General features: G+C 61.2%; 19 protein-coding genes. 3 read left to right on the top strand and 16 right to left on the bottom strand.

Annotated elements, in window-relative coordinates:
* Positions 1 to 200: 200 nt before the first annotated feature.
* The 3 genes from groL to AAAV21_RS03710 all read right to left on the bottom strand — a co-directional run bounded on the left by groL (position 201) and on the right by AAAV21_RS03710 (position 4,252).
* Positions 201 to 1,838, bottom strand: coding sequence for a chaperonin GroEL (gene groL, locus AAAV21_RS03720; protein ID WP_022094352.1), 1,638 nt, complete (start codon positions 1,836 to 1,838; stop codon positions 201 to 203).
* 96 nt (positions 1,839 to 1,934) lie between these two features.
* Positions 1,935 to 2,228 (bottom strand): co-chaperone GroES, encoded by a 294-nt coding sequence (gene groES, locus AAAV21_RS03715; protein ID WP_022094351.1) that lies wholly within the window; start codon positions 2,226 to 2,228, stop codon positions 1,935 to 1,937.
* Positions 2,229 to 2,608: 380 nt separating this feature from the next.
* Complete coding sequence (locus AAAV21_RS03710) at positions 2,609 to 4,252, bottom strand: amidohydrolase (protein ID WP_349107576.1); 1,644 nt, start codon at positions 4,250 to 4,252, stop codon at positions 2,609 to 2,611.
* A gap of 162 nt (positions 4,253 to 4,414) precedes the next feature.
* On the opposite strand from AAAV21_RS03710, the gene AAAV21_RS03705 reads away from it, so the two are divergent.
* Positions 4,415 to 5,878, top strand: coding sequence for a M20 family metallopeptidase (locus AAAV21_RS03705; RefSeq protein ID WP_349107575.1), 1,464 nt, complete (start codon positions 4,415 to 4,417; stop codon positions 5,876 to 5,878).
* 122 nt (positions 5,879 to 6,000) lie between these two features.
* Here AAAV21_RS03705 and AAAV21_RS03700 read toward each other — a convergent pair whose 3' ends face one another.
* The 11 genes from AAAV21_RS03700 to AAAV21_RS03650 all read right to left on the bottom strand — a co-directional run bounded on the left by AAAV21_RS03700 (position 6,001) and on the right by AAAV21_RS03650 (position 16,476).
* Entirely contained in the window at positions 6,001 to 7,314 is a 1,314-nt protein-coding gene (locus AAAV21_RS03700; protein ID WP_349107572.1) for a zinc-ribbon domain-containing protein, read from the bottom strand.
* Between the two features lie 149 nt (positions 7,315 to 7,463).
* Positions 7,464 to 8,486, bottom strand: coding sequence for a YitT family protein (locus AAAV21_RS03695; protein WP_349107571.1), 1,023 nt, complete (start codon positions 8,484 to 8,486; stop codon positions 7,464 to 7,466).
* A 206-nt stretch (positions 8,487 to 8,692) separates the two neighbouring features.
* A complete protein-coding gene (locus AAAV21_RS03690; protein ID WP_271758424.1) occupies positions 8,693 to 9,208 on the bottom strand; it encodes an Asp23/Gls24 family envelope stress response protein in 516 nt (171 codons plus the stop codon).
* 44 nt (positions 9,209 to 9,252) lie between these two features.
* Positions 9,253 to 9,630, bottom strand: a complete 378-nt coding sequence (locus AAAV21_RS03685; RefSeq protein WP_349107569.1) for a DUF2273 domain-containing protein — start codon at positions 9,628 to 9,630, stop codon at positions 9,253 to 9,255.
* Entirely contained in the window at positions 9,623 to 10,168 is a 546-nt protein-coding gene (locus AAAV21_RS03680; RefSeq protein WP_349107566.1) for a hypothetical protein, read from the bottom strand. Before AAAV21_RS03680 ends, AAAV21_RS03685 begins: the two co-directional genes overlap by 8 nt.
* A gap of 166 nt (positions 10,169 to 10,334) precedes the next feature.
* Positions 10,335 to 11,141, bottom strand: coding sequence for a YebC/PmpR family DNA-binding transcriptional regulator (locus AAAV21_RS03675; RefSeq protein WP_195234796.1), 807 nt, complete (start codon positions 11,139 to 11,141; stop codon positions 10,335 to 10,337).
* A gap of 178 nt (positions 11,142 to 11,319) precedes the next feature.
* A complete protein-coding gene (locus AAAV21_RS03670) occupies positions 11,320 to 13,503 on the bottom strand; it encodes a DUF6020 family protein (RefSeq protein WP_349107564.1) in 2,184 nt (727 codons plus the stop codon).
* 143 nt (positions 13,504 to 13,646) lie between these two features.
* Entirely contained in the window at positions 13,647 to 14,468 is an 822-nt protein-coding gene (gene lgt / locus AAAV21_RS03665; protein ID WP_349107563.1) for a prolipoprotein diacylglyceryl transferase, read from the bottom strand.
* Between the two features lie 97 nt (positions 14,469 to 14,565).
* Positions 14,566 to 14,844, bottom strand: a complete 279-nt coding sequence (locus AAAV21_RS03660) for a NifU family protein (protein ID WP_099432127.1) — start codon at positions 14,842 to 14,844, stop codon at positions 14,566 to 14,568.
* 171 nt (positions 14,845 to 15,015) lie between these two features.
* Positions 15,016 to 15,540: a dCMP deaminase family protein gene (locus AAAV21_RS03655; RefSeq protein WP_117640262.1), complete on the bottom strand. Its 525-nt coding sequence runs from the start codon at positions 15,538 to 15,540 to the stop codon at positions 15,016 to 15,018.
* Between the two features lie 84 nt (positions 15,541 to 15,624).
* Positions 15,625 to 16,476: a type III pantothenate kinase gene (locus tag AAAV21_RS03650; RefSeq protein WP_349107560.1), complete on the bottom strand. Its 852-nt coding sequence runs from the start codon at positions 16,474 to 16,476 to the stop codon at positions 15,625 to 15,627.
* A 218-nt stretch (positions 16,477 to 16,694) separates the two neighbouring features.
* Between AAAV21_RS03650 and AAAV21_RS03645 the strand changes: the two genes are divergently transcribed.
* On the top strand, positions 16,695 to 18,398 hold the full coding sequence (locus AAAV21_RS03645) for an OPT/YSL family transporter (protein WP_349107559.1): 1,704 nt from the start codon (positions 16,695 to 16,697) through the stop codon (positions 18,396 to 18,398).
* A gap of 201 nt (positions 18,399 to 18,599) precedes the next feature.
* Here AAAV21_RS03645 and AAAV21_RS03640 read toward each other — a convergent pair whose 3' ends face one another.
* Positions 18,600 to 22,055, bottom strand: coding sequence for a CAP domain-containing protein (locus tag AAAV21_RS03640; RefSeq protein ID WP_349107558.1), 3,456 nt, complete (start codon positions 22,053 to 22,055; stop codon positions 18,600 to 18,602).
* 307 nt (positions 22,056 to 22,362) lie between these two features.
* Here AAAV21_RS03640 and AAAV21_RS03635 point away from each other — a divergent pair, with 307 nt between their 5' ends.
* Positions 22,363 to 23,502: a DUF389 domain-containing protein gene (locus tag AAAV21_RS03635; protein ID WP_349107555.1), complete on the top strand. Its 1,140-nt coding sequence runs from the start codon at positions 22,363 to 22,365 to the stop codon at positions 23,500 to 23,502.
* Positions 23,503 to 23,613: 111 nt separating this feature from the next.
* Here the strand turns inward: AAAV21_RS03635 and AAAV21_RS03630 are convergent, their stop codons facing one another.
* Positions 23,614 to 24,063 (bottom strand): hypothetical protein, encoded by a 450-nt coding sequence (locus AAAV21_RS03630; RefSeq protein ID WP_349107554.1) that lies wholly within the window; start codon positions 24,061 to 24,063, stop codon positions 23,614 to 23,616.
* Positions 24,064 to 24,452 lie beyond the last annotated feature (389 nt).

Here is a 24,452-nt window from a genome sequence, read left to right as displayed (position 1 = left end):
CGATTGGGACAGGCGGGCCTTCGAGACCGAGCGCAAAATGGATTCTAAAAAACACCTTGCCAAATAGGAGCGTCAGGACGCAAAGAGGCTCCGCAGCGCGAAGCGCGATGCGGAGCCTCTTTGCATGTCCGAGGACGTTCCGGAGAGAAACCCCCGTCACGCCCCCGGATTCCCGGTGGGAGTTCTAGACCTTGTCGGCCTTAGTACATACCGCCGCCCTGCTGACCAGCGGTAGCAGCAGCGATGGCGTCCTCAAGCTGAGTGTTCTTGGGCACATCGGAGACGGTGGCCTCGGTGATGAGGATCAGGCTGGCGACAGAAGCAGCGTTCTGCAGGGTGACGCGGCTGACCTTGACGGGGTCGAGGACGCCCATCTCGATCATGTCGCCCCACTCGCCGTTGGCAGAGTTGAGACCCTGGCCGGCGGGCAGCTCGGCAACCTTGTCGACCACGACAGCACCCTCAAAGCCAGCGTTCTTGGCGATGGTAGCGACCGGAGCGGTCAGAGCCTTCTTGACGATGTCGACGCCGATCTTCTCCTCGGGGTCGTCGAGCTCAACGGCATCGAGCGCAGGAGCAGCGTCCATGAAGGCGACGCCGCCGCCGGCGACGATGCCCTCCTCGACAGCAGCGCGGGTAGCCTGCAGGGCGTCCTCGACGCGATGCTTGATCTCCTTGAGCTCGGACTCGGTAGCAGCGCCGACCTTGATGACGGCAACGCCACCGGAGAGCTTGGCCAGGCGCTCCTGGAGCTTCTCGCGGTCGAAGTCAGAGGTGGTGTTCTCCATCTCACCCTTGATCTGAGCGATGCGGGCGTCGATGGCCTCCTTGGAGCCAGCGCCGCCGACGACGACGGTATTGTCCTTGGAGATGGTGACGGACTTAGCGGTACCGAGCATATCGGCGGTGATGTCAGCGACCTTCACGCCCAGCTCGTCCAGAGCGGCCTGGCCACCGGTGAGGACGGCGATGTCCTCGAGGATGCGCTTGCGGCGATCGCCGTAGCCCGGAGCCTTGACGGCGCAGACGTTGAGGGCGCCGCGGATCTTGTTGAGGACCAGGGTAGGCAGAGCCTCGCCGTCGATGTCCTCAGCGATGATGAGCAGGCCACGGCCGGCGCGCTGGACAGCCTCGAGAACAGGCATGATGTCCTGAACGCTGGAGATCTTCTGGTCGGTGATGAGGATGTACGGATCCTTCATCACGGCCTCCATGCGGTCGTTGTCCGTGACGAAGTAAGCGGAGACGTAGCCCTTGTCGAACTGCATGCCCTCGACGGTGTCGATGGTGATGTCGAACGTCTGGGAATCCTCGACGGTGATGACGCCGTCCTTGCCCACGACCTCCATGGCCTCGGCGATCTTCTCGCCGACCTCGGGGTCACCGGCAGAGATGGTACCGACGGAAGCGATCTGCTCCTTGGTCTCGACCGGCTTGGCCTGCTTCTTCATCTCGGCGACTGCGGCGTTGACAGCCTTGTCGATGCCGCGACGGATGGCCAGCGGGTTGGCGCCAGCGGCGACGTTGCGCAGACCGTCGTTGACGATGGCCTGGGCGAGCAGGGTTGCGGTGGTGGTGCCGTCACCCACGGTGTCGTTGGTCTTGGTGGCGACCTCCTTCACCAGCTGGGCGCCCATGTTCTCGATGTTATCCTCGAGCTCGATCTCCTTAGCGACGGAAACGCCGTCGTTGGTGATGGTCGGGGCACCGAACGTGCGCTGCAGAGCGACGTAGCGACCCTTGGGGCCCATGGTGACGGTAACGGCGTCGGCCAGAGTGTTGACGCCCTTGGCGAGCTTGGCGCGGGCATCGGTGTTGAACGTAATGTTCTTTGCCATAGTGGGTAATCCTCCAAAAGAAATGTGACTCGCGTCGCCGCTTCCGAGTCCTATGCGGCGGGCGCGTTCAAAGACGAATCAGAGATTCTGACGAGACTAGGCCTCGACGACAGCGTAGATGTCGTCGGCGCGCATCAGCAGATACTTCTCGCCGTCGACCTTGACCTCGTTGCCACCGAACTTACCGTAGATGACAACGTCGCCAACCTTGACGTCCATGGGGATGCGCTCACCCTTGTCGTTGACCTTACCGGCGCCAACGGCAACGATGGTGCCGCGCTGCGGCTTCTCCTGAGCGTTGCTGGCGATGTACAGACCAGAGGCGGTCTTCTGCTCGGCCTCGTCGGGCTTGACCAGGACGCGATCTGCAAGCGGCTTCAAAGACGACATGCTTGTTTCCTCCTTTTTGGGCCGCACGGTTGAGCCGTGCGGGTTTCCCTACTTCGTTTGCGTACGCGTTGAATGGTACCCACGAATGGCGGGTTATACAACACGGAGTCAAAAAATCTTATTTTTTGGCACTTAGATTTTCTGAATGCCGGGGGATAACTTAGCGATGCCTCCCGTGTGGCTCCGGAGGGGCGGGGCATAAGGTTTCCTGCTCGGGCAGTCCTGCTCGCACGAAGGCCACATTAAGTGGCCTTCGGCTCGTGCGGAACTCGCGATAAACCTTATGCCCCGCCCCTCCGGAGCCACACGGGAGGCAGGTTAACTAATTCGGGCCCGGCATTCAGAAAAGTCAGTGCAGCAAAATGGCGATGCGGATGGGGTTAGTGCTCGTAGATCAGGTTGCCGGCTAGGTAGGTTGCTTGGACTTGAGTGGCCTGGAGATCCTGGGGGTCGATGGTGAGCGGGTTTTGGTCCAGAACTACCAGGTCGGCGTATTTACCGGGCTCCAGGCTGCCGAGATTTTGCTCGTCACCTGCTGCATAGGCGCTGCCCAGGGTGTAGTTGCGCAGGGCCGTTGCCGCGTCGATACGCTCGCTCGGCAGCCAGCCGCCCTCGGGCCAGTGGCTGCGAGGGTCTTGGCGCGTGATAGCCGTGTAGAGCACGTTCATGCTGGTAACGGCTGTGATGGGGCTATCGGTACCGAAGGCCTGGCGGATGCCGCGCTGCTTATAGGTCGCAAACGGCCACATGATGCGGCTGCGCTCAAAGCCCAGGTCGCGCTCCGGGCCACCCGGGTCGAGCGTGATGTGGCAAGGCTGGCTCGAGGCAATGACGTTGAGCTTGCGCAGACGATCGATGTCCTCGGGCAGCAGATTCTCCAAATGCTCAAGCGTATTGTGGCCGTGCTTGGGCAGGCCGTACAGGTCGGCGGCCTCCTCAAAGATATCGAGCGCGGCATGGATGGCGCCATCGCCGATGACGTGGATGCGCACGGTATGGCCGCGCTCGGCTGCCGCCAGAACCAGCTTGCGCATGCGCTCGGCGGGAACCGTCAGACGACCCTGGTCGCCCGGGAAGCGCGGGTTGGTATAGGGATCGGTGAGGTATGCGGTATGCTCGCTCGACACGCCGTCGAAGAACTGCTTAAAGCCCGGCGCCGAGAGCAACGCATTGTTTGCATAGCGGGCCTGAAGTTCTTCCAAGCGCGATTGGTCATCCAGCAGCGTGGGAAACAAATGGGCGCGGATGCCCAGCTTGCCGGCTGCCTGCAGTTTGTCGTAGACATCGTCGCGGATAAAATCGCAGCCCGGCATGGGCATGAGCGACATGTCGCAGATCGAGGTGATGCCCTGCTCGGCCATACGCCTCATTTGATCGGCGTAAGCGCTTGCAATGCGATCCTCCCCCAGCCACTCAAGGCAGCGCGGAAGCAGCTGCATAGCGGCCGCCTCGTGAGCGATACCCGTGAGCTCGCCGTTTGCATCCTTGTCGTAGCTACCACCCGCCGGAGGCTCGCTGTCGCGTGTCACGCCGAGGGCTTCGAGTGCGCGGCTGTTGAGCCACAGCGTGTGCCCGTCGCCCGAATACATAACGCAGGGACGATCGGGGAAGGCCGCATCGAGCGACGCCTTGGTGGGATGCTCGGGCGGGTCCCAGCGGTAGTCGCGCCAGCCCTGCGTCACAACCCAGGCGTCGTCCGGCAGGCCCTGGGAAAACTCGAGCGCGTGCTGTACCAGCGCCGCCTCGGACGTGCCCATATCCATGAGCATGTACGGCGAGGAGCCGACCGAGGTATGGAAAAAGTGCAGGTGCGCGTCATGGAATCCGGGGCAGACAAACTGCTCGCCATAGTCGATGACCGGCGTGGCTGCAGGTGCGGCGGCAATCACATCATCGGGCTTGCCGACCGCGACAATACGGTCGCCCGCGATGGCGATCGCCAGCTCGCGGGCGGTATCGACGCCGTCCTGCGCGGTGAACACGTTTTTAGAGCGAATGATTCGATCGATATATTGCATGGGCATCCCCATCTCTGGCAGGAAATTCAACACCCCCGAGTGTACTCCCCCGCCCCTGTTACAAAACGGCAAGCGGCAAACGGCATCTTTGCCAGGCCAAGTGGCAGGTGGCATACTGGAGGGAGTCTGTACGAATTGCGCGATGGCACAGCAAGGAGCAAATCGACCATGACGAAGACCAAGGCACAGCAGATTATGGCGGCGACCGAAGTGCGCGCGGCTGACGACGTCACCGCAGCCATCCAAGATATCGCTGCCGAGTTTGAACCCTACATCATTAAGCAGCGCCGCCACTTCCATAAGCACCCGGAGCTGAGCCTCGCCGAGGAACGCACGACATCTGACATCGCCAACCAGCTCGACGCCATGAATATCCCCTACGAGCGTCCCCTCAAAACGGGCCTGGTGGCAACCCTTCGCGGCACCGCGCCCGATGCCTACCGCGAGGACGGCACGCCGCGACGCCGCATCCTACTGCGCGCGGATATCGACGCGCTGCCCGTCACCGAGCAGACCGGCGAGGAGTTCGCCAGCGTCAACGAAGGCTGCATGCACGCCTGCGGTCACGACTGCCACATCGCCATGATGCTCGGCACACTGCAGATCCTGCGCCATATGACCGACGACATACACGGCGAGGTCCGCATCGTCTTCCAACCCAGCGAGGAAAACGGCCAGGGCGCCAAGCTCATGATCGGCACGGGCGTACTCGACGGCGTCGATGGCGCCTACGCCGCTCACATCTGGAGCGAGGTCGACGCCGGTACCGTGAGCTGCGAGCCCGGTCCGCGCATGGCCAACACCGACTGGTTCCGTATCGACGTCCGCGGCACCTCGTGCCATGGCGCCATGCCCCAGCGCGGCCACGACGCCGTTATGGTTGCCGCCGAAATCGTCAACGCCCTGCAGACCATCGTCTCGCGCGAGATTAGCCCCTACGAGCCGGCGGTCATCACCGTCGGCGAACTGCACGGCGGCACCGCGCGCAACGTTATCGCCGGCACGGCCTACCTCGCCGGCACGGTGCGCACCTACGGCGATTCGACCCACGAGGAAATGCCGGAGCTTATGCGCCGCATCGTGGAGCATACTGCGGCAGCCTTGGGCGCCGAGGCAGAGCTCACCGACTACACCATCGCCAACTACAAGGTCGAAAACGACGCTGCCTCGAGCGAACGCTGCCGCCAAGCCGTGGTTAAATGTCTGGGCCCCACCGGCCAGGGCCATTACCGCGGCACGCTTTCGGGCGAGGATTTCTCGGAGTACCTGCGCCGTGTTCCGGGCGTGCTCGCCTTTGTAGGTACGCGCAACCCCAAGATTGGCGCCACGTTCGCCCAGCATTCCTGCTTCTACAAGATCGACGAAACCGTGCTGGCAAAGGGCTCCATGGTGGCCGCCCAGTATGCCATCGACTTTTTGGCCGAGCCCACGCAAGAGGAGCTCGATGGCCCCGCGATCACCGCGGTCGCCGAAACCAACCCCGACTTGGCCGCCAAGTTGCGCTCTGCCAAGGCCACGTCCGCCGAGGCCCGCGACGCCATCCATGATGCCCGCACGGCTCGTCATGCCGCGATCAAGGGCATCCACGAAGCTCGCGCCGCCGCTCGTCACGAGGATAAGCACGACGAGTAGTCGTCACACCCACCCATAACAGCCTGGCTAAAGCAAAGCGGGGGCGGACGTTTCGACACGTCCGCCCCCGCTCATTTGTCAAGCGTTATTTCTACCCCGTCCCCAAATGGCAGGCAGCATGGCTACTCGTCCTGAGGGTCCTCGTCGGAGCTTGGCTCGGAAGCCGGCTCAGGCTCAGGTGCAGGTGCCGGCTCAGGTTTGGGTTCAGATGCCGTCTCAGGCTCGGACGCCATCTCAGGCTCGGGCGCCGGCTCAGGCTCGGGCGCCGGCTCAGGCTCGGTCGCGGGCTCGGGTGCAGATGCAGGTGCCGGCGAAGCATCAGGAGCACTATAACCCGAAGAAGTGGACTTCTTCTCAAACGGCAGCACAAAGGTCAAAACGTCGTCCTTATCCTCGTCGGCCCACTCGCTTGCGTAGCGCGCAACCCAATAGCCAACGGCACGGTGCTTGAGCATCTTGCCAAAGACCGTAAGAAATACGGTGACGAAAGCGACCAGCACCAGGAACAGCACGAGTATAAGGCCACCACCGGAGACAATCGCCTCGATACCCGTGGGGCGATAGTAATAGCCGTACGCGCCAATTCCGGCGATGGCACCAAAGACGACCGTCAAGATCCATGTGACAACGTTGGCGACCAGGCCCGTCAAAAACTCGGGAAGGAACGAAGCACAGAACAGCTTGGTCTTGTTGTGCTTAAACGTCGCCCAAACCTTGTCGAGCGAAAACGCGCTCTCGACGCGACCGGTCACCGCAAAGTGCATCACGGCGATGTCGGCGAACATCTTAAAGAAGACCCCCAAGACCGCCGTGGCAATCATAGCCAGGACAAGCAGGCCAAGCGAGCCAAACAGCGCTGCCTCGAGTGCATAAGAGCCGTAATACGAATACGAGCCCGCGGCGCCAATTACCACGCTCTCCACCAGCGAAAGCACTACACCGATAACGGGAATGGCAGCGATAACCTCGAGCACGACCGAGATAACGCTCGAAAAGACTCCGAGGCCAAACGACGTGGAACGCATGAGTGGACGATCCATACCGTCATCAACCTTGAGCGACAGATCGCGACCCCACTCAATACCAAAGCCGGAACCACACACGCTCGCAATGCAAGCTGCCAAAAAGCCGATGGCAGCTGCAATGCCGCCAATAACGGGAATAAGCAGCACAAGTACCGACACGACACAGATAAGCGCCGGCAAAAAGGCGATCTGGCACACGCGCTGCAGCACGCCCGGAGTCTTGGTCATATCTTGGAACGCCTGAGCCACACAGCCCTTTGGCGCATTCGCCACGGGCGGTTGAGGGGCAAACTGCTGAGGCTGAGGCTGACCCTGAGGGGCAGAGGCTGCGGCACCGGCATTGGGGGCACCACACGCGCCGCAGAACTTGTCGTTATCGCCCATGGGGGCGCCACACTGCGAGCAGAACATAGAATCATCCCTTCGTATCTTGAACGAATCACTTGGATCGCAAACGATGTCTTTAGCATCATTATTGCCCAATGTGGGGTCAAATACTCAAAGATGACCGATTTGCAAGGTACACGGCGCCAGCAGGCGGTTCGTTGAATACGTCTGCGTTAGTTCGTTCCGCGGAAACCCTTGCCGACGATCTCGGAGCTGTCGACAATCGTGATAAAGGCACCCGGATCGATCTCGCGCGCGTAGCGACGCAGTTGCACGGCCTCGCGACGGCTTAGCACGCTCATGATCACCGTCACGCACTTGCCCGAGAAAGCACCGTAGCCGCGGCTGATAGTCGCCGTACGGTTGAGATGCTTGACGATAAACTCCTCGACCTTAAGGGGCTCGGAACAAATGACTGTGCAGACTTTGCGCAGGTGAATGCTCTCGATGGCCTTGTCGACCACGAGCGTCTTGGCAAACAGGCCAAGCACGCAGTACAGGCCGACGCGCGGGCCATACAGGAAAGCCGCGATGGTCACGATGTCGATATCGACCAGCAGCAGGGCGCGGCCAATCTCGAGCGTTGTGCGACGTTTGAGGATCATGGCAAGAATGTCCGTGCCACCCGTCGAGGCGCCGATGTCAAAGACAATAGCGCTGCCGAGCGCCGGCAAGATGACGGCAAAGCATAGGTCGAGCCACATATCACCCGTCAGAGAGACATCGGTCGGAATGAAGAGCTCAAACAGCGAGACGTAGGCCGAAAGCGCAAACGAAGCGAAAACGCTCCACAGAATCGCCTTACGCTCCAAAAAGATAAAGCCCAGAACGACCAGGACCGCGTTGATAATCCACATAAAGACGCCGACGGGCAGAGTCGGGAACAACGTGGAGAGAATGACCGACACACCCGAGGTGCCGCCAAAAGCAAAGTGATTTGGGGTTTTAAACGCGACGATGGCAAAAGCCGTAAGAATCAGGCCCAGGTTGAGCTCGGCGAAAAAGCGCGGGAAGCCCGGCTCCTGGCTGCGCTTTTGGCCGGCACGCTCGCCGCGCTCGATATCGGCGCGATCGACTACGCGCTCCATCGGCACTACGGGAGGACGATGCACCTCCTCGGCAGCACGCGACGCCGCCTCTGCCGCAGCGGCCTCAATTGCCCATGCCTTGCTTTCTGTTTCGTGCTCGTCGGCCATTACGGCAACCCCTCGTTAACAATTTGGAAACATTGCGCCCATTAGAGTAACGCGGAACGTGGGGATTGCAACCCTTAGTTAGACGAGCGGTATGCCTACATCGGGAGCGTACGGAAACGGCCGGCCGCGCTTTTGCTTGCGCGGTCGGCCGTTTAACGTTTTCGCAGATAAAACCTGCCAAAAGAAACCTGTCCCTTTTTGGAAGGTTATTCGTGCTGGCTGGTGCGGTGCTCGTACTCCTCGGGGGTGATGACATCCTCGATGCGCAGGTTGACGCCTGCCACCTCAAGACCGGTCATCGCGGCAAGACGCTCGGTGACGCGCGCCTTAACGTCGTCAAAGATCGCAGGCGCATAGGCGCCGTACTCGATGATGACCGAGATGTTGACGACCACGCGATTGTCATCGGTGACCTCGACCGTCACGCCCTTGGTCAGATTCTCGGCACCAAACTGCTCCTGCACAAAGTGCATGAGGTTACCCTTCATGCCCAGAACGTGCGGAACCTCGCGGGTGGCCATGGCAACGATCTTCTCGATCACGCCGTTGGAATAGGTCAGCGAGTCCTCGGACTCGTCCGCTTCCTCGTCATCCTCATCCACATCGGACTCGGCCTCGACGAGCGCTTCATCCTCGAGCGTCACATCCTCGGCTTCGGCGACGACCGCCTCGTTCTCCTCGAGCTCGGTATCGGCCACATCGACCTTCGTATTAAAAGCCATGGTTCCTCCTTATGCCTGCCGCGGATGCGACAGTCGAATACATATTAGCGGCCGCTAAACAGACGGCCGAAGAAGTTGACGATCCCGTTCTCGCCGTCGCGAATTTGGCCGATCACAGCGCCGATCAGCACGAAGAATGCAATGACGAGCGTGTCCCACAGGCCCAACGTAAGTACCAGCACGGCGAGGATAAAGCCTGCCACGGCGCCGAGCGTAGTGTTGGGGTGGCGCACGGCGTAGCTCCAGATAGCAGCGCCCGTACCTTTGATGAGACCCATGGCCTCGTCAAAGTCGTTGGCGACGCTGTCGTGCTGCTCGCCGGCCTCGGGCTTGGTGTCGGCGGACTCGCCTGCCGGCATAGCGTTCTGATCGATCGTCAGGCGCGGCGTGCGGGCGGTCTTGTCTTGGTTGGTATCACTCACCGGAAACCTCCACGGTCTGGACGGTAGTCTTGGACGGCAAAAAACGGACGTGCGCGGTCGTACCCGGCGTGCCGAGCATGGTGTCGCAAGCTTCCTCGATGCGCTGCTGCATCGCGGTAGCCAGAGATGCCACGTCCTTATCGTCAAGCGCGATAGCCTCGACCTTAAATCGGACGTGCGAATCGTCGGGGCCTTGGACGCGGGCCTCGACATGCTCGACCATCACGCGGTCGTCGCGCTCGGCAGCAGCCCTAGCACACGAAGAAAGCGCCGCAAGGGTGACCTCGATATTGCGCTCCCCCGCCGGATGCACGCAGGACGGCTCGCGACGCGCGAACATCAGGCGGAAAAACCCGACGAGCACGCCAAGCGCCACGATGGCGGCGCACACCGTCACGACGACGCGAGGCATGGGGTCGCGCATCAGCAGCATAAAGCGATACGTATACGGCCCCCAAAACTGGCAGACAAGCGTACCCAGCGCCACGATGGCGGCGGCAAGATACACGATCGCTAGGGCTCGTTTGAGTACGCGCACGTGGCGCTCCCTTCAAATCTCGACTCTCAGAATGCAAAACGGTTCGCATCATTATAAAAGAGCCGGGTCCGGTGCTCTACGCACGCGGATCCGGCTCATCTATTCCACGAGGCTTGCATGCTCGCTTCATTATGCCCAGATATGCACGGCTTAACCCGTGCGGGCGCTACTCCTCCTCGAGGGCAGCGATGACCTCGTCGGTCATATCCATGGTGCTGTAGACGTCCTGGACGTCGTCGAGCTCCTCAAGACGGTCGATGAGGCGCTGGACCTTCTTGGCGTCGGCACCGGAGACCTCGGTCGGGGTGGTCGGGACCATGGTGGTCTCGGAGCCCTTGACCTGGATGCCCTGCTCCTCGAGTGCCTTGGAGACAGCCATGACGTCGTTGGCAGCAGTCCAGACGATCCACTCCTCGCCGGCGTCCTCGTAGTCCTCGCCACCGGCCTCGGCGATCGCCATCATAAACTCATCCTCGTCACCGGCAGCACCGTTGGCGATCATGGTCTCCTTCTTGGCGTTCTCGTCCAGGATCTCCTTGGCGACGACGATCTGGCCCTTGCGCTCAAACTGGAAGGCGACGGAACCGGAGGTGCCCAGGTTGCCACCAGCGTGGGAGAAGGCGGAACGGACGTCGGCAGCGGTGCGGTTGCGGTTGTCGGTCAGGCAGTCGACGTAGACGGCGACACCGGCGGGACCGTAGCCCTCGTACACGATGTTCTCGTAGACGGCGGCATCGGCACCCGAACCAAAAGCCTTGTCGATAGCGGACTTAATCTTGTCCTTAGGCATGGACTGAGCCTTGGCCTTGGCAACGGCAGCGGCGAGGCTGGCGTTGTTCTCGGGCAGCGGGTCACCGCCGAGACGGGCAGCAACGGTGATGTTGCGGCTGAGCTTGGAGAAGAGGGCGGAACGCTTGGCGTCCTGCGCGCCCTTACGATGCTTGGTTGTGGCCCACTTAGAGTGTCCGGACATACGTGTCTCCTATCGGTTTCGACCTAAAGCCCAGCGCAGATGCTCGGGCAATATAAACAAACGTCGTTATGATATACCTACTGGCCTGCGAGATAAACCCCAAAATGAAGGCGTCGTGATGATACAGCCCCTTGGTGCAAGGGGTTGGTGCAAAGTAACCTGCCCCCTTTGCACCAAGTTAGGACCAGAGGAGGTCGCTGCGGGTGATGGTGGCGCCGATGGCAAAGGGCATGCAGGCGATGACCGGATACAGGTAGCGCATGTAGGTCGAGCCGTTGCAGGGGCCGATCAGGCACACGGCGAGCACGCCCAAAAGCGGCACCCAAATGGCCAGCCCGCGCCACGAATGACGACGTAGCAGATAGACCACCACGGCGATCATGATCCACACGTAGGTGGCCGAGCTCATGGTGAGCGAGATAAACGGGATGCGTTGTACTGCCACGCGATACAGGTTGATCAGGTGGTCACACCAGCGCACGACCTTGCTATCGACCGGATGGAAGTCGAAGTACTTGAGGTTATCGGGCTTCGCCATAATCTCGGCACTGCGCGCCGTGCTGTAGACCCAGGCATCGCGAGCGCTCGGATAGAAGTACCCATAGTAGTTATTGATGAGCGCCGAGATATAGCACTCGGGATCCTTTTTGAACATCTGGGCCCACACCTCAAAATAGGCCTTGATGTCCTCCTGCGAGGCGTACTCATTGAAGCAGTTTTTGACGGCATCCGACTTATCCGGGTTGTAACGGCGGCCCAGATTCTCATACTTGAGCACCCGGTCGATCACGGCGCGCTCCTCGTCGGTCACCAAGCCGTCGCAAGGAGCCTCCACGATGGTGCCGTCCTCCTTAACCGTGGGGTTGACACCCGAGTTGAGGCCGTCGTGCTTTTGGACGAAACGAGCCGTCTGCTGGAACGGAATCGAGAGGATTTCGCGCTTGGAACCAGGCGTGATGTCGTGCGCCGGCATAAAGACCTTGGTGAAGTACATATTAGAGGCAAGACAGAGTGCAAGCACCGCGAGGACGCCAACCCAGCGGAAGCGCGAGATGGCGCCCGAAGGCGCAGCACCAGCCTGCTTGGCTGCACGACGAGCCGCATGTGCGTCCCATGCGCAAAACGCCGCCGCGATTACGCATGCCGCCAGGGGAAACACCAGGCCGCCGTTGCGCAGAAACGTGGAACCCATGGCACCCAGAGCGAGCAGCAGCCAGTCGTGGCGCGCAAAGAGCGCGGGGGCTTTCTCGCCCGCTCGCTCGACATTGGCATCACGACGGGGCAAGCCACATGCCACGAGCTTGACGGTCTGTACCAGCAGCACCAAAAACGCGTCGGCAAAGAGCACGTCTTTGGTGAGCAGGGCCGCGTAGTTAGAGAACATCGGCATAAACGCAAAGAACAGCAGGATCGTACCGCGAACCGGCAGGCTCACGCCCAGTTTGCGCAGCGACGAAATGGAATAGGCCATGCAGGCAGCCGTGATGACAAATTGAGCGCAGGTATAGATGATGAGGCCCGCGTTAGCGCTGTTGAACAGCGAAAGCCCCAGTTGAACGCACGAGCCGATAATGGCCGTGTGCACTACGGGATGGTGCCCGTTGAGCAGCACGTTGGGGTTGAGCAGGCGCAGGTAGTCGCTCGTGCCGTTGGGATAGTTGAACCACTGGCGAATCTGCGCACCCGTATCTCCCATAAAAAGGCCGGGCAGCGAAGCGATGAGCGTGGGCGCCCAGGCGATCATAAGCACCAGGAAGGGCCCGGCAAAGGGATGGACCGAGAGCACGGCGTGAGCCACACGCCATATGCGGCCAAAGTGCGCCTCGGAAAACGGGATGCGCCGAGAGCTCAGCCAATCTAGACGCTCAAAAGCCAGATAGAAGGCCACGATCGCCAGGAGCATCCAGCCCGCGCCGCCAATCCAGGCGCAGATGATGCGGGCCTTGTCGCCAAGAACAATCTCGGCCGAGTCGGCGAGGTCGTAGCTGCGGCCGAACACCATGCAGATGGCGAAAAACAGCGACGGCAGAATAATCGATGGGCGCCAGGTGTCGCCACGGCCAAAGAACACGTAGCGAAACGGCAGCGTGAGCAGGCAGGCAAGCGCAAGCAACATGACCGCGTCGGTATGGCCGGCAAACGAGAGGAGCACCTCGTAGCACACGTACAGCATGCCCGAGGCTTTGGGGTCAATCGCCAAGACTGCGTTGCTCGACACCGGGGCGGGATCGATGGAAAACGCCGTGGTCGCCAACAGCGCGAGCAGAAATGCGATGAGCGTCTGCTTGGCGGGGTAGCGCTTAAACCAGACGATGCGGGCAGCGTCGCGCGCAGCCGTTGTGGAGAGATCGGAATCCTTCACAGTCCGAAAGCCTTTCTAGAAACCTGCCAAAAAGGGACAGGTTTATTTTGGCAGGTTTTATCTGGGGAAACGTTATTGTTCTGTCATCGTTGCCCAGCAAACCACCACAAAGGTGCCTGTCCCCTTTGTGGTGGTTTTGGTGGTTAGGCGTCGAGATAGATGCGCTGGGGTCGATTGCGGTGTCGGGCGAAGATGATGAGCGCCAGGCCCGCAATAACGAGCGGAAGGCTCAGCAGCTGACCCATCGTGATGACGCCGCCCAGCAGATAGCCAAGCTGGGCGTCGGGCACGCGCACGAACTCGACGAGGAAGCGGACGATGCCGTAACCCATCACAAACACGCCCATAAACGTGCCCTGGGGCAGCAGCGGCTTTTTGCGGCTGAGCACCTGCAGAATGCAAAAGAGCACAATGCCCTCAAGAAATGCCTCGTAGAGCTGGGAGGGGTGACGCGACATATCGCCCGCGGTGCCACCGAAGACCACGCCCCAGGGCAGATCGGTCGGCTTGCCCCACAGCTCACCGTTGACAAAGTTGGCACACCGGCCCAGGCACAGGGCCAGCGGAGCGCCAATGACGGCAAGATCGGCCAACGTCCATGCGTCGAGTTTATACATGCGGCACACGATGATGCCGCCGATAATGCCGCCCACCAAACCGCCATGGAAGCTCATGCCGCCCTCGTTGGTGGCAAAGATCTCGAGCGGATGCGCCCAGTAGTAGCCGTCGCCGTAAAAGATGACGTAGAACAGACGGGCGCCAATGATAAGGCCAAAGACCACGCCGACCACGACACTCGTCAGGTCGTCAATCGTGATGTTAAAGCCCCAGCGACGCTGCGTGCGGTACATAACGACCGCCGTGAGCAGGGCGCCGACCACATAGGCCAAGCCGTACCAGTAGATGGTGATGGGCCCCGCCGAAATGGCGACGGGATCAAGCATATGGTAGAAGTCGTTGAGCATGTCGACCCTCCACAAATGCGGCCGCGGGCCTTGCGCTCGCAGCCGCATATTTGGGCGTAACGTCTATGCGGAGTATGCCGTCCGCAACTTTCACATCTTAGAACGGCGCGTACTCGTCGTACAGGTCGTCGGTCTCGCCGGAGGCATTGACCTGCTCGACACGGGTAACGCCGGGCACATGCTCCTTCAAGATGCGCTCAATACCCATGGACAGGGTCAGCGAGCTCATGGGGCAGCCGGCGCAAGCGCCCTGCAGCTCCAGCTTGACGACGCCTTCGTCGTCAACGCCCACATACTCCATATCGCCGCCGTCGGCCTGCAGGTTGGGGCGAATCTCTTCAAGAACCTTCTTAAGCAGCTCTTCGTTAACAGCCACAGGGGCTCCTTTCTCACAATAACGCGGGCGCGCCCGCGGACAGGGGCTATGTTACTACAGCCATGTACCCGCTCACGAGCCATCCATGCGCGCGGACACGACTTTCACGAGCAGCCAATTTGGGACGGGGCTCTTTTAGCTGCGTTCGTCGTCAGATAGTGACAACGCATATTACTGCCGAGCCTGTCCCCCGGTACCAATCTGGACATCGACGATAACCTGGCGGTAGCTGATGCCACAGGAGTCGAGGATGCGGCGGCTGATGCGTCCATCATCGGTGTCGGCGTACTTGTTGTCCAGGTAGACAACCTCGCCCACGCCCACCTGCGCCAGGATCTTGGCGCAGTCGTGGCACGGGAACAGCGTAACGTAGACCGTGGAACCCTCGAGATCCTTGAGCGAGCCGCGGTAGTTGAGCACGGCGTTGGCCTCGGCATGGACCACGTAGTTGTGCTTGTCCTGCAGCGGGTCGTCGCTCGTACCCCACGGGAAAAAGTCGTCGTTGAGCGCCGAGGGCGTACCGTTGTAGCCCACCGAAAGGATACGGTGGTTGGTGCTGGCGATGCACGCACCCACCTGCGTGTTGGGGTCCTTGCTGCGGCGCTGTGCGGCGATGGCCACGCTCATAAAGAACTCGTCCCAGCTAATGACGTCCAGGCGCTTGCCTGACGAAGTTTGATGAAGATCGTCCGACATGGCAGACACCTCCGTAATCGCAATAGTTTGACCCATTGTAGCAGGTGAAAGGTGGGGGCGTTTGTCCCACCGGCGCCCTCACTTTTACACGCGGCGGGGCTTTTGGTTGATGCGGTAGAGCTCGGCGAGTCCTCGCAACGTCAGCGCGTCGTCTACCGTCAGGCTGTGGCCGACCAACGCCGCGAGCGCCTCGGCATCGTCGCCGGTGATGACGATGGGCACGCTGCCCTCCCCCGCCGCCTTGGTCGAGCGCATCTCGGCAAGCACCATGTCGAGCATGCCGTCGATGCGGGCCACCTCGCCCAAGACCACGCCCGAGCGCATGGCCTCGCGTGTGTTGCGACCGATCACATGCGTGGGTGCCGAGGGCTCGACCTGCGGCAGGCGCGCTGCGGCGGCCGAGAGCGAGCGGGCACCGAGCGCCAGACCCGGCGCGATAACGCCGCCGACAAAGGTGCCGCGCGCATCGATGACCTCGATATTGGTGGTGGTGCCCAGGTCGATCACAATGCAGGGAGAGCCGTAGACGACACGGGCCGCCACGGCGTCGGCGATGCGGTCGGGACCGATCTCGGCCGGATCGTCGTAGTGCACGGGCATGCCGGTCTTGAGACCCGGCCCCACGGTGAGCACGCGCCCCGTGCAGGTGCGGGAAAGCGCCGCCTTCCACGGGCGCTCGAGCGCCGGCACCACGCAGCTCAGCACTGCGGCCGCGGGAGCAAGCGCGCCCGGCATGCCCGCATCGGCTGCCAGTGCACCCATGACCTGCGCGAGCCTCATGCGCGCCTCGTCGGCTGTGATGCTCGACGGCGTGGTGATCTCGCACGTCGCGAGCGGGCATTCCTGCGCCGCGGCCGAATCCTCGGCAAACAGGCCAAAGCGAATGAACGTGTTGCCCACGTCGACCGTCAATATATATGCGCACCCATTAAGCATCGTCGGCACTCCTTTCGTCTGCCCAGCAGTATATCCCCGCAGCTCCATCCGGCAAGCAGGGGTAGCTAAAAGACGCCCCTCCCAAATGGGCTGCCTTGCCGCTATACTGATGCGCGGTCGTGCGCGAGCTCACGCGGCGGCCCTTGGTAACCCGACTTCCCGCGCCGTATCCGTAGCGGCACTCCCGGGGGAAGCGGATATACGCAAAGGAGTTCTATATGAGCAATCCCTCCAACCGCGCCTCGATGCGCGGGCAACTCACGCTGCGCGGCGTCGTCATCGGCGTCCTGGGCTGCGTGATTATCACGGCAAGCTCGGCCTACACCGCCCTCAAGATGGGCGCACTCCCCTGGCCGATCGTCTTTGCCGCCGTCATCTCGCTGTTCTTCCTCAAACTCATGGGCAACGCCAGCCTCAACGAGGCCAACGTCACCCACACCATCATGTCCGCAGGCGCCATGGTCGCCGGCGGTCTGGCGTTTACCATCCCGGGCGCCTGGATGCTGGGCTATGCCGACCAGATCAGCTGGCTCGATATGTTTATCGTGGCGCTCGCCGGCACTATCCTGGGCTTGCTGGCCACCGCGCTCATCCACCGTCACTTTATCGTGGACGCCGCGCTTGAGTTCCCCACCGGCAACGCCGCAGCTCAGACCCTGCGCGCGACCGAGGCCGGTGGCAAAACCGGCAAGCAGCTCTTTGGCTCCATGGCCATTGCAGGCATCTACAGCGTGTTTCGCGACGCCCTGGGCGTGGTGCCCAGCATGCTGTGCACGCTCAATATCCCCGGCGTGACCTTTGGCATCTACAACTCGCCCATGCTGCTCTCCGTCGGCTTCCTCGTGGGCTTCGCCCCGGTCGCCTTCTGGTTTGCCGGCGCCCTGCTAGGCAACTTTGGCATCATTGTGGGCGGCACCGCTGCCGGTCTGTTCGACATCGTAACCGCGCAGGGCATCGTCAAGTCGCTCGGTATGGGCCTCATGATGGGCTTTGGCGTCGCCGTCGTCCTCAAGGATATCCTGCCGCAGGTCGCCGGTATCGTCCGCGGTCTTGCCGCCGACAGCTCCACCGACACCGACGAGCAGTCGCTCATCTCGGGCTCCCTTAAGCTCGACGCCGGTATCATCGGCCTGGGCGCTGCCGCCATCGCCGTGATCATCGCCATCGTGCTCGACCTTGGCCCCGTCCCGGCCGTCATCGTGACGCTGTTCACCTTTGTCACCACCATCATGAGCGCACAGAGCTGCGGCCAGACGGGCATCGACCCCATGGAGATCTTTGGCCTCATCGTCATGCTCATCGTGGCAGCCTTCGCACAGATCGCTCAGGTCAAGCTGTTCTTTATCGCCGGCATCGTAGCCGTGGCGTGCGGCCTTGCGGGCGACGTCATGAACGACTTTAAGGCCGGCGCCGTGCTGGGCACCAACCCGCGTGCGCAGTGGGTCGGTCAGGCCATCGGCGGCATCGTGGGCGCCCTGGTCGCCGCCGCCGTCATGGTCGCGCTCGTCACCGCCTATGGTCCGAACGCCTTCGGCCCCGACAAGAGCTTCGTTGCTGCACAGGCAAGCGTCGTCGCCACCATGGTCTCGGGCATCCCGAGCGTGCCGTGGTTCGCAGGCGGATTTATCGCCGGCATCGTCATGTACTGGCTCGGCATTCCGGCCATGATGATCGGCCTGGGCGTGTACTTGCCGTTCTACATGTCACTCACGGCATTCCTGGGCTCCTGCGTCAAGCTCGCCTACGACAAGTGGGCAGCACACCGCGACGCCACTGCCGGTCTTTCTGACGAAGAGAAGGCCGCCAAGGACGCCGCCTTCCAGGAGCAGGGCCTGGTTGTCGCCAGCGGCCTGCTCGGCGGCGAGTCCATCGTCGGCGTTATCCTGGCGTTTGTCTCCGTGGGCTTAAGCCTGCTGGGCTAAGCTGAGCAGCTGCTCGACAGCAACCATATTGCCTACGATTTGCCCGGTCGGTAGCTTTCGCGGCTACCGACCGGGCTTTTTGATACCAACGCAAAGAAAGGCCGGCGCACTGCGTTTAACAGCGCGCCGGCCTTATCGTTTGGCTATCGAGACGGTCCCGCTATGAACCGAAGTTCGTTTGCAGAATCTACGCCCGAAACGCTACATCTGCTTGCGACGACGATCACCCAGCGTCACGCCCGCAGCCACGAGCGTAATACCGCCGATAACGAAGACCTCGCCCGCAAGCGCAGAGTCATCACCGGTCTGGGCGAGCGCGGCAGGCGCGGCCTGTTTCTTGGCAACGGGGACCTTTGCAGCAGCCTGCGCAACCTGAGGCTTGGCCTGCGGCTCAGCCTTGGGATGATACTTGTCGTACTCGGCCTGCGCGGCAGCCAGGGCATCCTTGGCATCGTCAAGCTCGGCAAGCGCGGCGGCATAGGCGTCGTTGGCATCGGACAGCTTGGCATCGGCATCGCTCAGAGCAGCCTTGAGGCCAGCGGCGGCATCGACGGCGGCCTTATAGCGAGCGTAGGCAGCGTTCAGCTTGACCAGCTTCTCGTTGCCCGTCGTGCCCGCGGCAAGGGATGCCTTGTGGTCGACAGCCTCAAGATCGGCCTTGAGTGCCTCGTCGTTGGCAAGCTCGGCCTTGGCCTTGACGATCTCGAGGTTCGCATCGACGACAGCTTCGTTGGCGGCATCGAGCTGCTTCTGGGCATCGGCGACACCGGCGACGGCAGCGTCATAGGCGGCCTTGGCGTCGTCGACCGCCTTCTGGGCGCCGGCGAAGCGCTCGAAGGCCTTGTTTGCGGTGGCCAGATCGCCCTCGGCGGCCTTGACCTTCTCCTGTGCGTCGGACAGGGCTTGCTTCTTGGCGGCAACTGCCTGCTTGGCGTCCGAAAGAGCGGTCGCGGCGTGCACATCTGCGGCCTGGGCCTTGTCAACGCCAGCCTGGGCAGTGTCGTCGGCCTTCTTGGCCTCGTCTAGCGTGACCTGCTTGTTCGCAAGGTCCGTCTTGGCGGCATCGCGCTTGGCGGTGAGGTCCTTGACCGAAGCGGTAGCATCGTCATAGGCCTTTTTGGCCTTTTCGGACTTCGCCTGGGCGTCATCGACCGCAGCCTGCGCCTCGGTCTTGCGGGCAGCGGTCCCCTGCGCCTTCTCCTGGCATTCGGAGAGCTTTGCGTTGGCGGCGTCGAGCGCGGACTTGGCAGCGGCAGCCTCGCTCTTGGCGGCATCAAGGTTCGCCTTCGGCGTCGCGATGTCGATACGCTTCAAATTTGCATCGGCCGCGTCATAGGCGGTCTTGGCCGCAGTGGTAGCAGACTTAGCCTTCTCGTACTCGCCCTTGGCGGTGTTCGCGTTCGTGTCGGCCGCTGTATAGGCGTCGCGTGCGGAATCCTCTTTATTGACGGCAGCGTAGTAGGCATTGCTGGTCGAACCGTAATTCTTCTGTGCCTCTGCCAGCTTATTCTGAAGCTGCTTCAGCTGCTCCTTCTGCTCCTGCGTGCCGCCTGCATTGTAGGCGGATTCGATGTAGTCGTTGACGAGCTTCTTGAACTCGGAGACAGTGAAATCCTTCTGCCCCGTGCTCCCGCTATAGTCGAAAACGGTTACCTCGGAATCGGTATTCTTACCGCTACCGGTCGCGATGCCGATAGCCTTCGCGCCGGCATCGATGATGTTGAGATAGTGCCCGCACTCATGGTAGATGCTGTTGTAGTGCTGATAGATATAGTAGGAATCATATCGATGGCTACCGAGCGCGTCGCCATACTGCGCGACGTACTTATCGAATGCCTCTTTCTCCTGGGTGTAGAGGCCGGTATATGGCCAGCCAAGCGTATCCTCGGTCTCGCCTCCGGTGTATGCCCCGCCGCCGCCTGCAAGGTTCTCACCTTGATCGAAATAGCAGTTCGAGTGCCCCCAGATGTTCGATGAATATGATGTATTGAGGGCGGCTGCCGCAGTCATGCGGAGGCTGACGCTGAGCGCCGACTGACCGTTCGCCTTGCGGAGGTTGTTCTGGGTATCGAGATAGGTCAGGGCGTTACGCATCTGCTCCAAGGAGAGCGGATTGGTGTCGCGAGACATGTCCTGATCGACGTACTGGTCATACCATTCGGCCTTGTCATCGGCACCGGTCAGCATCGATGCGGCTTCCTGGGCATTCTTTTTCTGCGTGGCCGTGAACTGGCTGCCGCCGATGATGTAGTTCAAGAAGCCGAACATACCCTGGTTGATGACATTCTGGTCTACGGTCATGTTCGACTTGAGGTCGGCAATCTGCTGGTTAAGCTTGTCGACTTCAGCGCTCGCAGTATCATAGGCGTTCTTTGCCGATGTGACTTCGGTACAAATTGCGTCATATTCAGTGCGCTTCTGCTGGCAAACCTTGACGAGTCGGTCGTACTCCGCCTTCTTGTCGGCCTCGGTCTGCTGGGCCTGCTCGTATGCCGTCTTCGCGGCGTTATAGGTCTCGGTCGCCCCGCTGAGCTTCCCGTTCGCTTCGTCGTATGCGGCCTGCGCGGTCGTGACGGCGGCGTTCGCGGCGTTGACGCGCTCCTGCGCGGCGGGGACGGCGGCCTGTGCAGCCTGGAGGTTCGCCTGCGCGGTGGCGTCTGCATTCGTCGCGGCATCGAGCGCGGCCTGCGCGGTCGCGAGCTCGCTGGCGGCAGCGACTTTGGCAGCCTCGAGCGCGTTCAGATCGATACCCGTGCCCGAGACGGCGGCATCAAGCGCGGCCTGCGCCTGGTTGAGCTTCTGTTGGGCGTTATCGCGCGCGGTGGTTGCGGCTGCGAGAGCAGCGGCAGTCTCCTGCTTCTTGGCCTGGGCGGAAGTCAGAGCGGCCTCAGTGTCCTTCTTTTCCTGCTGAGCGCTGGCCTCGGCGGCCTTGGCCTGGTCCAGATTGGCCTGTGCAGTAGCAACGGCCTTATTGGCGTCATCGAGCTTTGTCTGCGCGTCCTCGACGGCCTTCTTGGCGGCCTCGTACTCGTCCATACCCATGGCCTCGAGCTTGGCCTGGGCATCATCGAGGGCCTTCTTGGCCTCATCCTGCTTTGCCTTGGCGTCCTTGAGCGCCTGGGTCTTATCCTCGACACTCTTGTTGGCCTGTTCGAGCTGATCGTTCAGGTCGCCCAGCTTCTTCTGCTGCTGCTCGGTCTTTTCGACGGCGGCTTTGAGCTCGTCGATCTTCTCCTGGAGCGCGGCGACTTCTGCTGCGTTCTGCTCGATTTCGTTGTCGCTCACAGCCTGCGAGGCCTGATCCTTTTGCTGCTGCGCCTGCTTTTGAGACTGGCCCGCGGCGTCGGCCTTCTTCTGAGCCGCATCGTAGGCGGCCTGAGCGTCCTTGAGCTGCTTTGCCGACTCCTCGGCCAGCTGGGCAGCCGTCTTTACGACCGCTTGGTTACCGGCGGCAACGGTGTTCTCTACAGAACTACCCCCCCCCTGAACAGAATCGCCGTTATCTGCCGTCGGTGCGGCGATTGCCGCCAGCGGCGACATGAGCGGCTGAGCGATGAGGCCCGCCGTCAAAACGGTTGCGACGGCGCGGTTGGCAACGCCCTTGACGTTGACGGCCTTAGCCCGAGGCTCAAAGTGTTGTGGACTGTAGTTTGCCATGGCTTTCTCCCTTTGACACGGATGTATCCATACGCTTCAAACTGTAGGTGCCGATTTTTGAATTCTGTTGCGCAACATTGGTCACCAGCGGATTTTTTGAAATTCGCGCTCTCGTGCTTCACAATTTCGTCACATATGTAGGAGCTGGTGCATCATATTCTTGCGGGATCGAATTGGGCCTGTGATTTGTATTTGCTCCCGCGTCATCCGCCCTATCGGATTCCGCATCAAACAGACACCCCGCCCGCCACGGTGTAGAGTTAAGACAACGGGCACGTTGCGCGGACCGCGCTGGAACGAGGTGGACATGGAACTCGACAAACAACAGATCAAGCGACTGCGTGAGCGTCATCATCGTCGTCACAGCATCCGCCCCGCTCATAGCGAAGCCATGGAAAACGTCACCCGCTTCCTAAAGCGCGCATTCAATATTCGCGAGGGTCGCGCGCCCTACCACGTGATCCGCAAGCGTTTTGTAAACGGGGCGCGTCTGGCTGGCTCCCACCTATGCATCCTGATCATCGCCATGTTGATCGCGAGCATCGGCCTCGATATCGACTCGGACATCGCCATCGTGGGCGCCATGCTCATCTGCCCGCTCATGGGATCGGTTCTTGCCATGGCATATGGCATCGCCACGCTCGACCGCGAGATTACCGTCGAAGCCGTCGCCGGCCTTGCGCTGCAAATGGCCTTTTGCCTGGTCACGTCTACGTTGTACTTTAAGCTCTCGCCCCTTGGCACCACCACAGCCGCCATTATCGACAACTCGACGCCGACTGTGTGGGACCTCGCTGTCGCGCTCGCCGGCGGCTTTGCGGGCGGCCTAGGCAACTCACGCGACCAGGAACCCGCCACGCTCATTGCCGGCGTAGCCGTGGCGACCGCGCTCATGCCGCCCCTGTGCGCGGCGGGTTACGGCATCGCCATCGCAAGCGGGTCGCTGTTTCTCTCGGCGCTTTACGAGTTTGGCATCAACGTGGTCTTTATCGCACTGGCTGCCGAAACCGTGCTGCTTCTTCTGCGCGTGCCGCTCAAGCGCGACCTGAACGGCGACGGCATTGTGACCGCCGAGGAAAATGCCGAGGTCGACGAGCTGTCGCGCAAAGTGCGCCGCCGCATCATCGTGGGCACGGTGATCTTTGCCATCCCCTGCATCGTTATGACCGCGGGGTCTATTGGCTCGGCGCAGGTCGGCGTGCAGGACGGCTACGGCGTCACCGAGACCACACGCGAGCTTGCCGCGGTCCTGCCGGGCTTTAAGGATTACACCGTCGCCGTCGAGACCTCGGCCACCGAAGGCGACGAGGAGGGCATCGTCGAGCGCGAGATTGTCGCCCATGTGACGACAAGCGAGGCGCTCGGGGCGCACGACCGCCGCGTTGCCCGCAAGCTCATCGACCTCAATGTGCCCGAACTCGATCGCGTTGAGTTTGATGTGAGGTAACGCAGGGCGTAGGCGCAAGTCACGACGAGGCACAGACGCGACACGAATACGAGCAAAAAGCGGGGGCGTAGTTCATGACCGCGCCCCCGCTCGCTGCTTTATTGCCGTAAATCAACTTTCCACATCGACATCGCCGGACTCCACCATAAACGCCGGATAAGTGCTCACCAGATTAAAGCGGGTCACCTTGGTATCTCTAAATAGGTAGAGCCAACCCTGATCGCGTCGACGCGAAATATACGCCACGTGGACCGTACCGAATTCTTCACCGTTTTCCTTCTTTAATATCAGGATGTTGGGGTCATCCGTACGCTTAAACTGCCCGTCTGTGCAGATTCCGTCTTGGTCGACCAGCTGCCATCGACAGTTGTCCTCCTCAAGAAAAGCCAGGGTTTCCCGACTCGTTTTGTCATCCCGATAGTAACCATCAATGACAAAGCCTTCGGAAGCACATTCCTGCATATAGGATGTTTCTCGATTTATAGCAAACTGCCCTGCAGCGCCCAGAAGCACTGCCAGGCAAACCACTGCAAGGGTTATCGAGACAAAACGGCGGCTCATGTTAGCCAGCCCGATACTTGTTTAACGGAGCACGAAACATACTTGGTACCTCCGATATCAGGGCAAACGTCACCTACGGCCTGCCGGCAATCATATGTTTCCAACATCAAACCATATGGTTACAACTCGTTGGAGATAGGTTCCATGAACGGACGATAATTTGCGGCGAACGGCTACATATGTTCATTATCTCAGGGTTCGGAGGCAATTTTTGGTGCCACCGAGGCATTGTTTTCGGAAGTATGCGGCAAATTCCGGAGCCCTCGAGCACACCCCGGTTTTTCGCCAATGAAACCGCAGGTACAGAGCTTGGACATATCCAGTGCGCTCGGCCTATTCAAATTTTGCCGCATACTTCCGAAATCCGAGTCCGCTGAAGGCGCCTGCAA

Origin of the sequence: Collinsella sp. CLA-AA-H302 (assembly GCF_040093305.1) — a bacterium.
Classification (GTDB): domain Bacteria; phylum Actinomycetota; class Coriobacteriia; order Coriobacteriales; family Coriobacteriaceae; genus Collinsella.
This window is presented reverse-complemented; position numbering and strand designations above follow the sequence as displayed.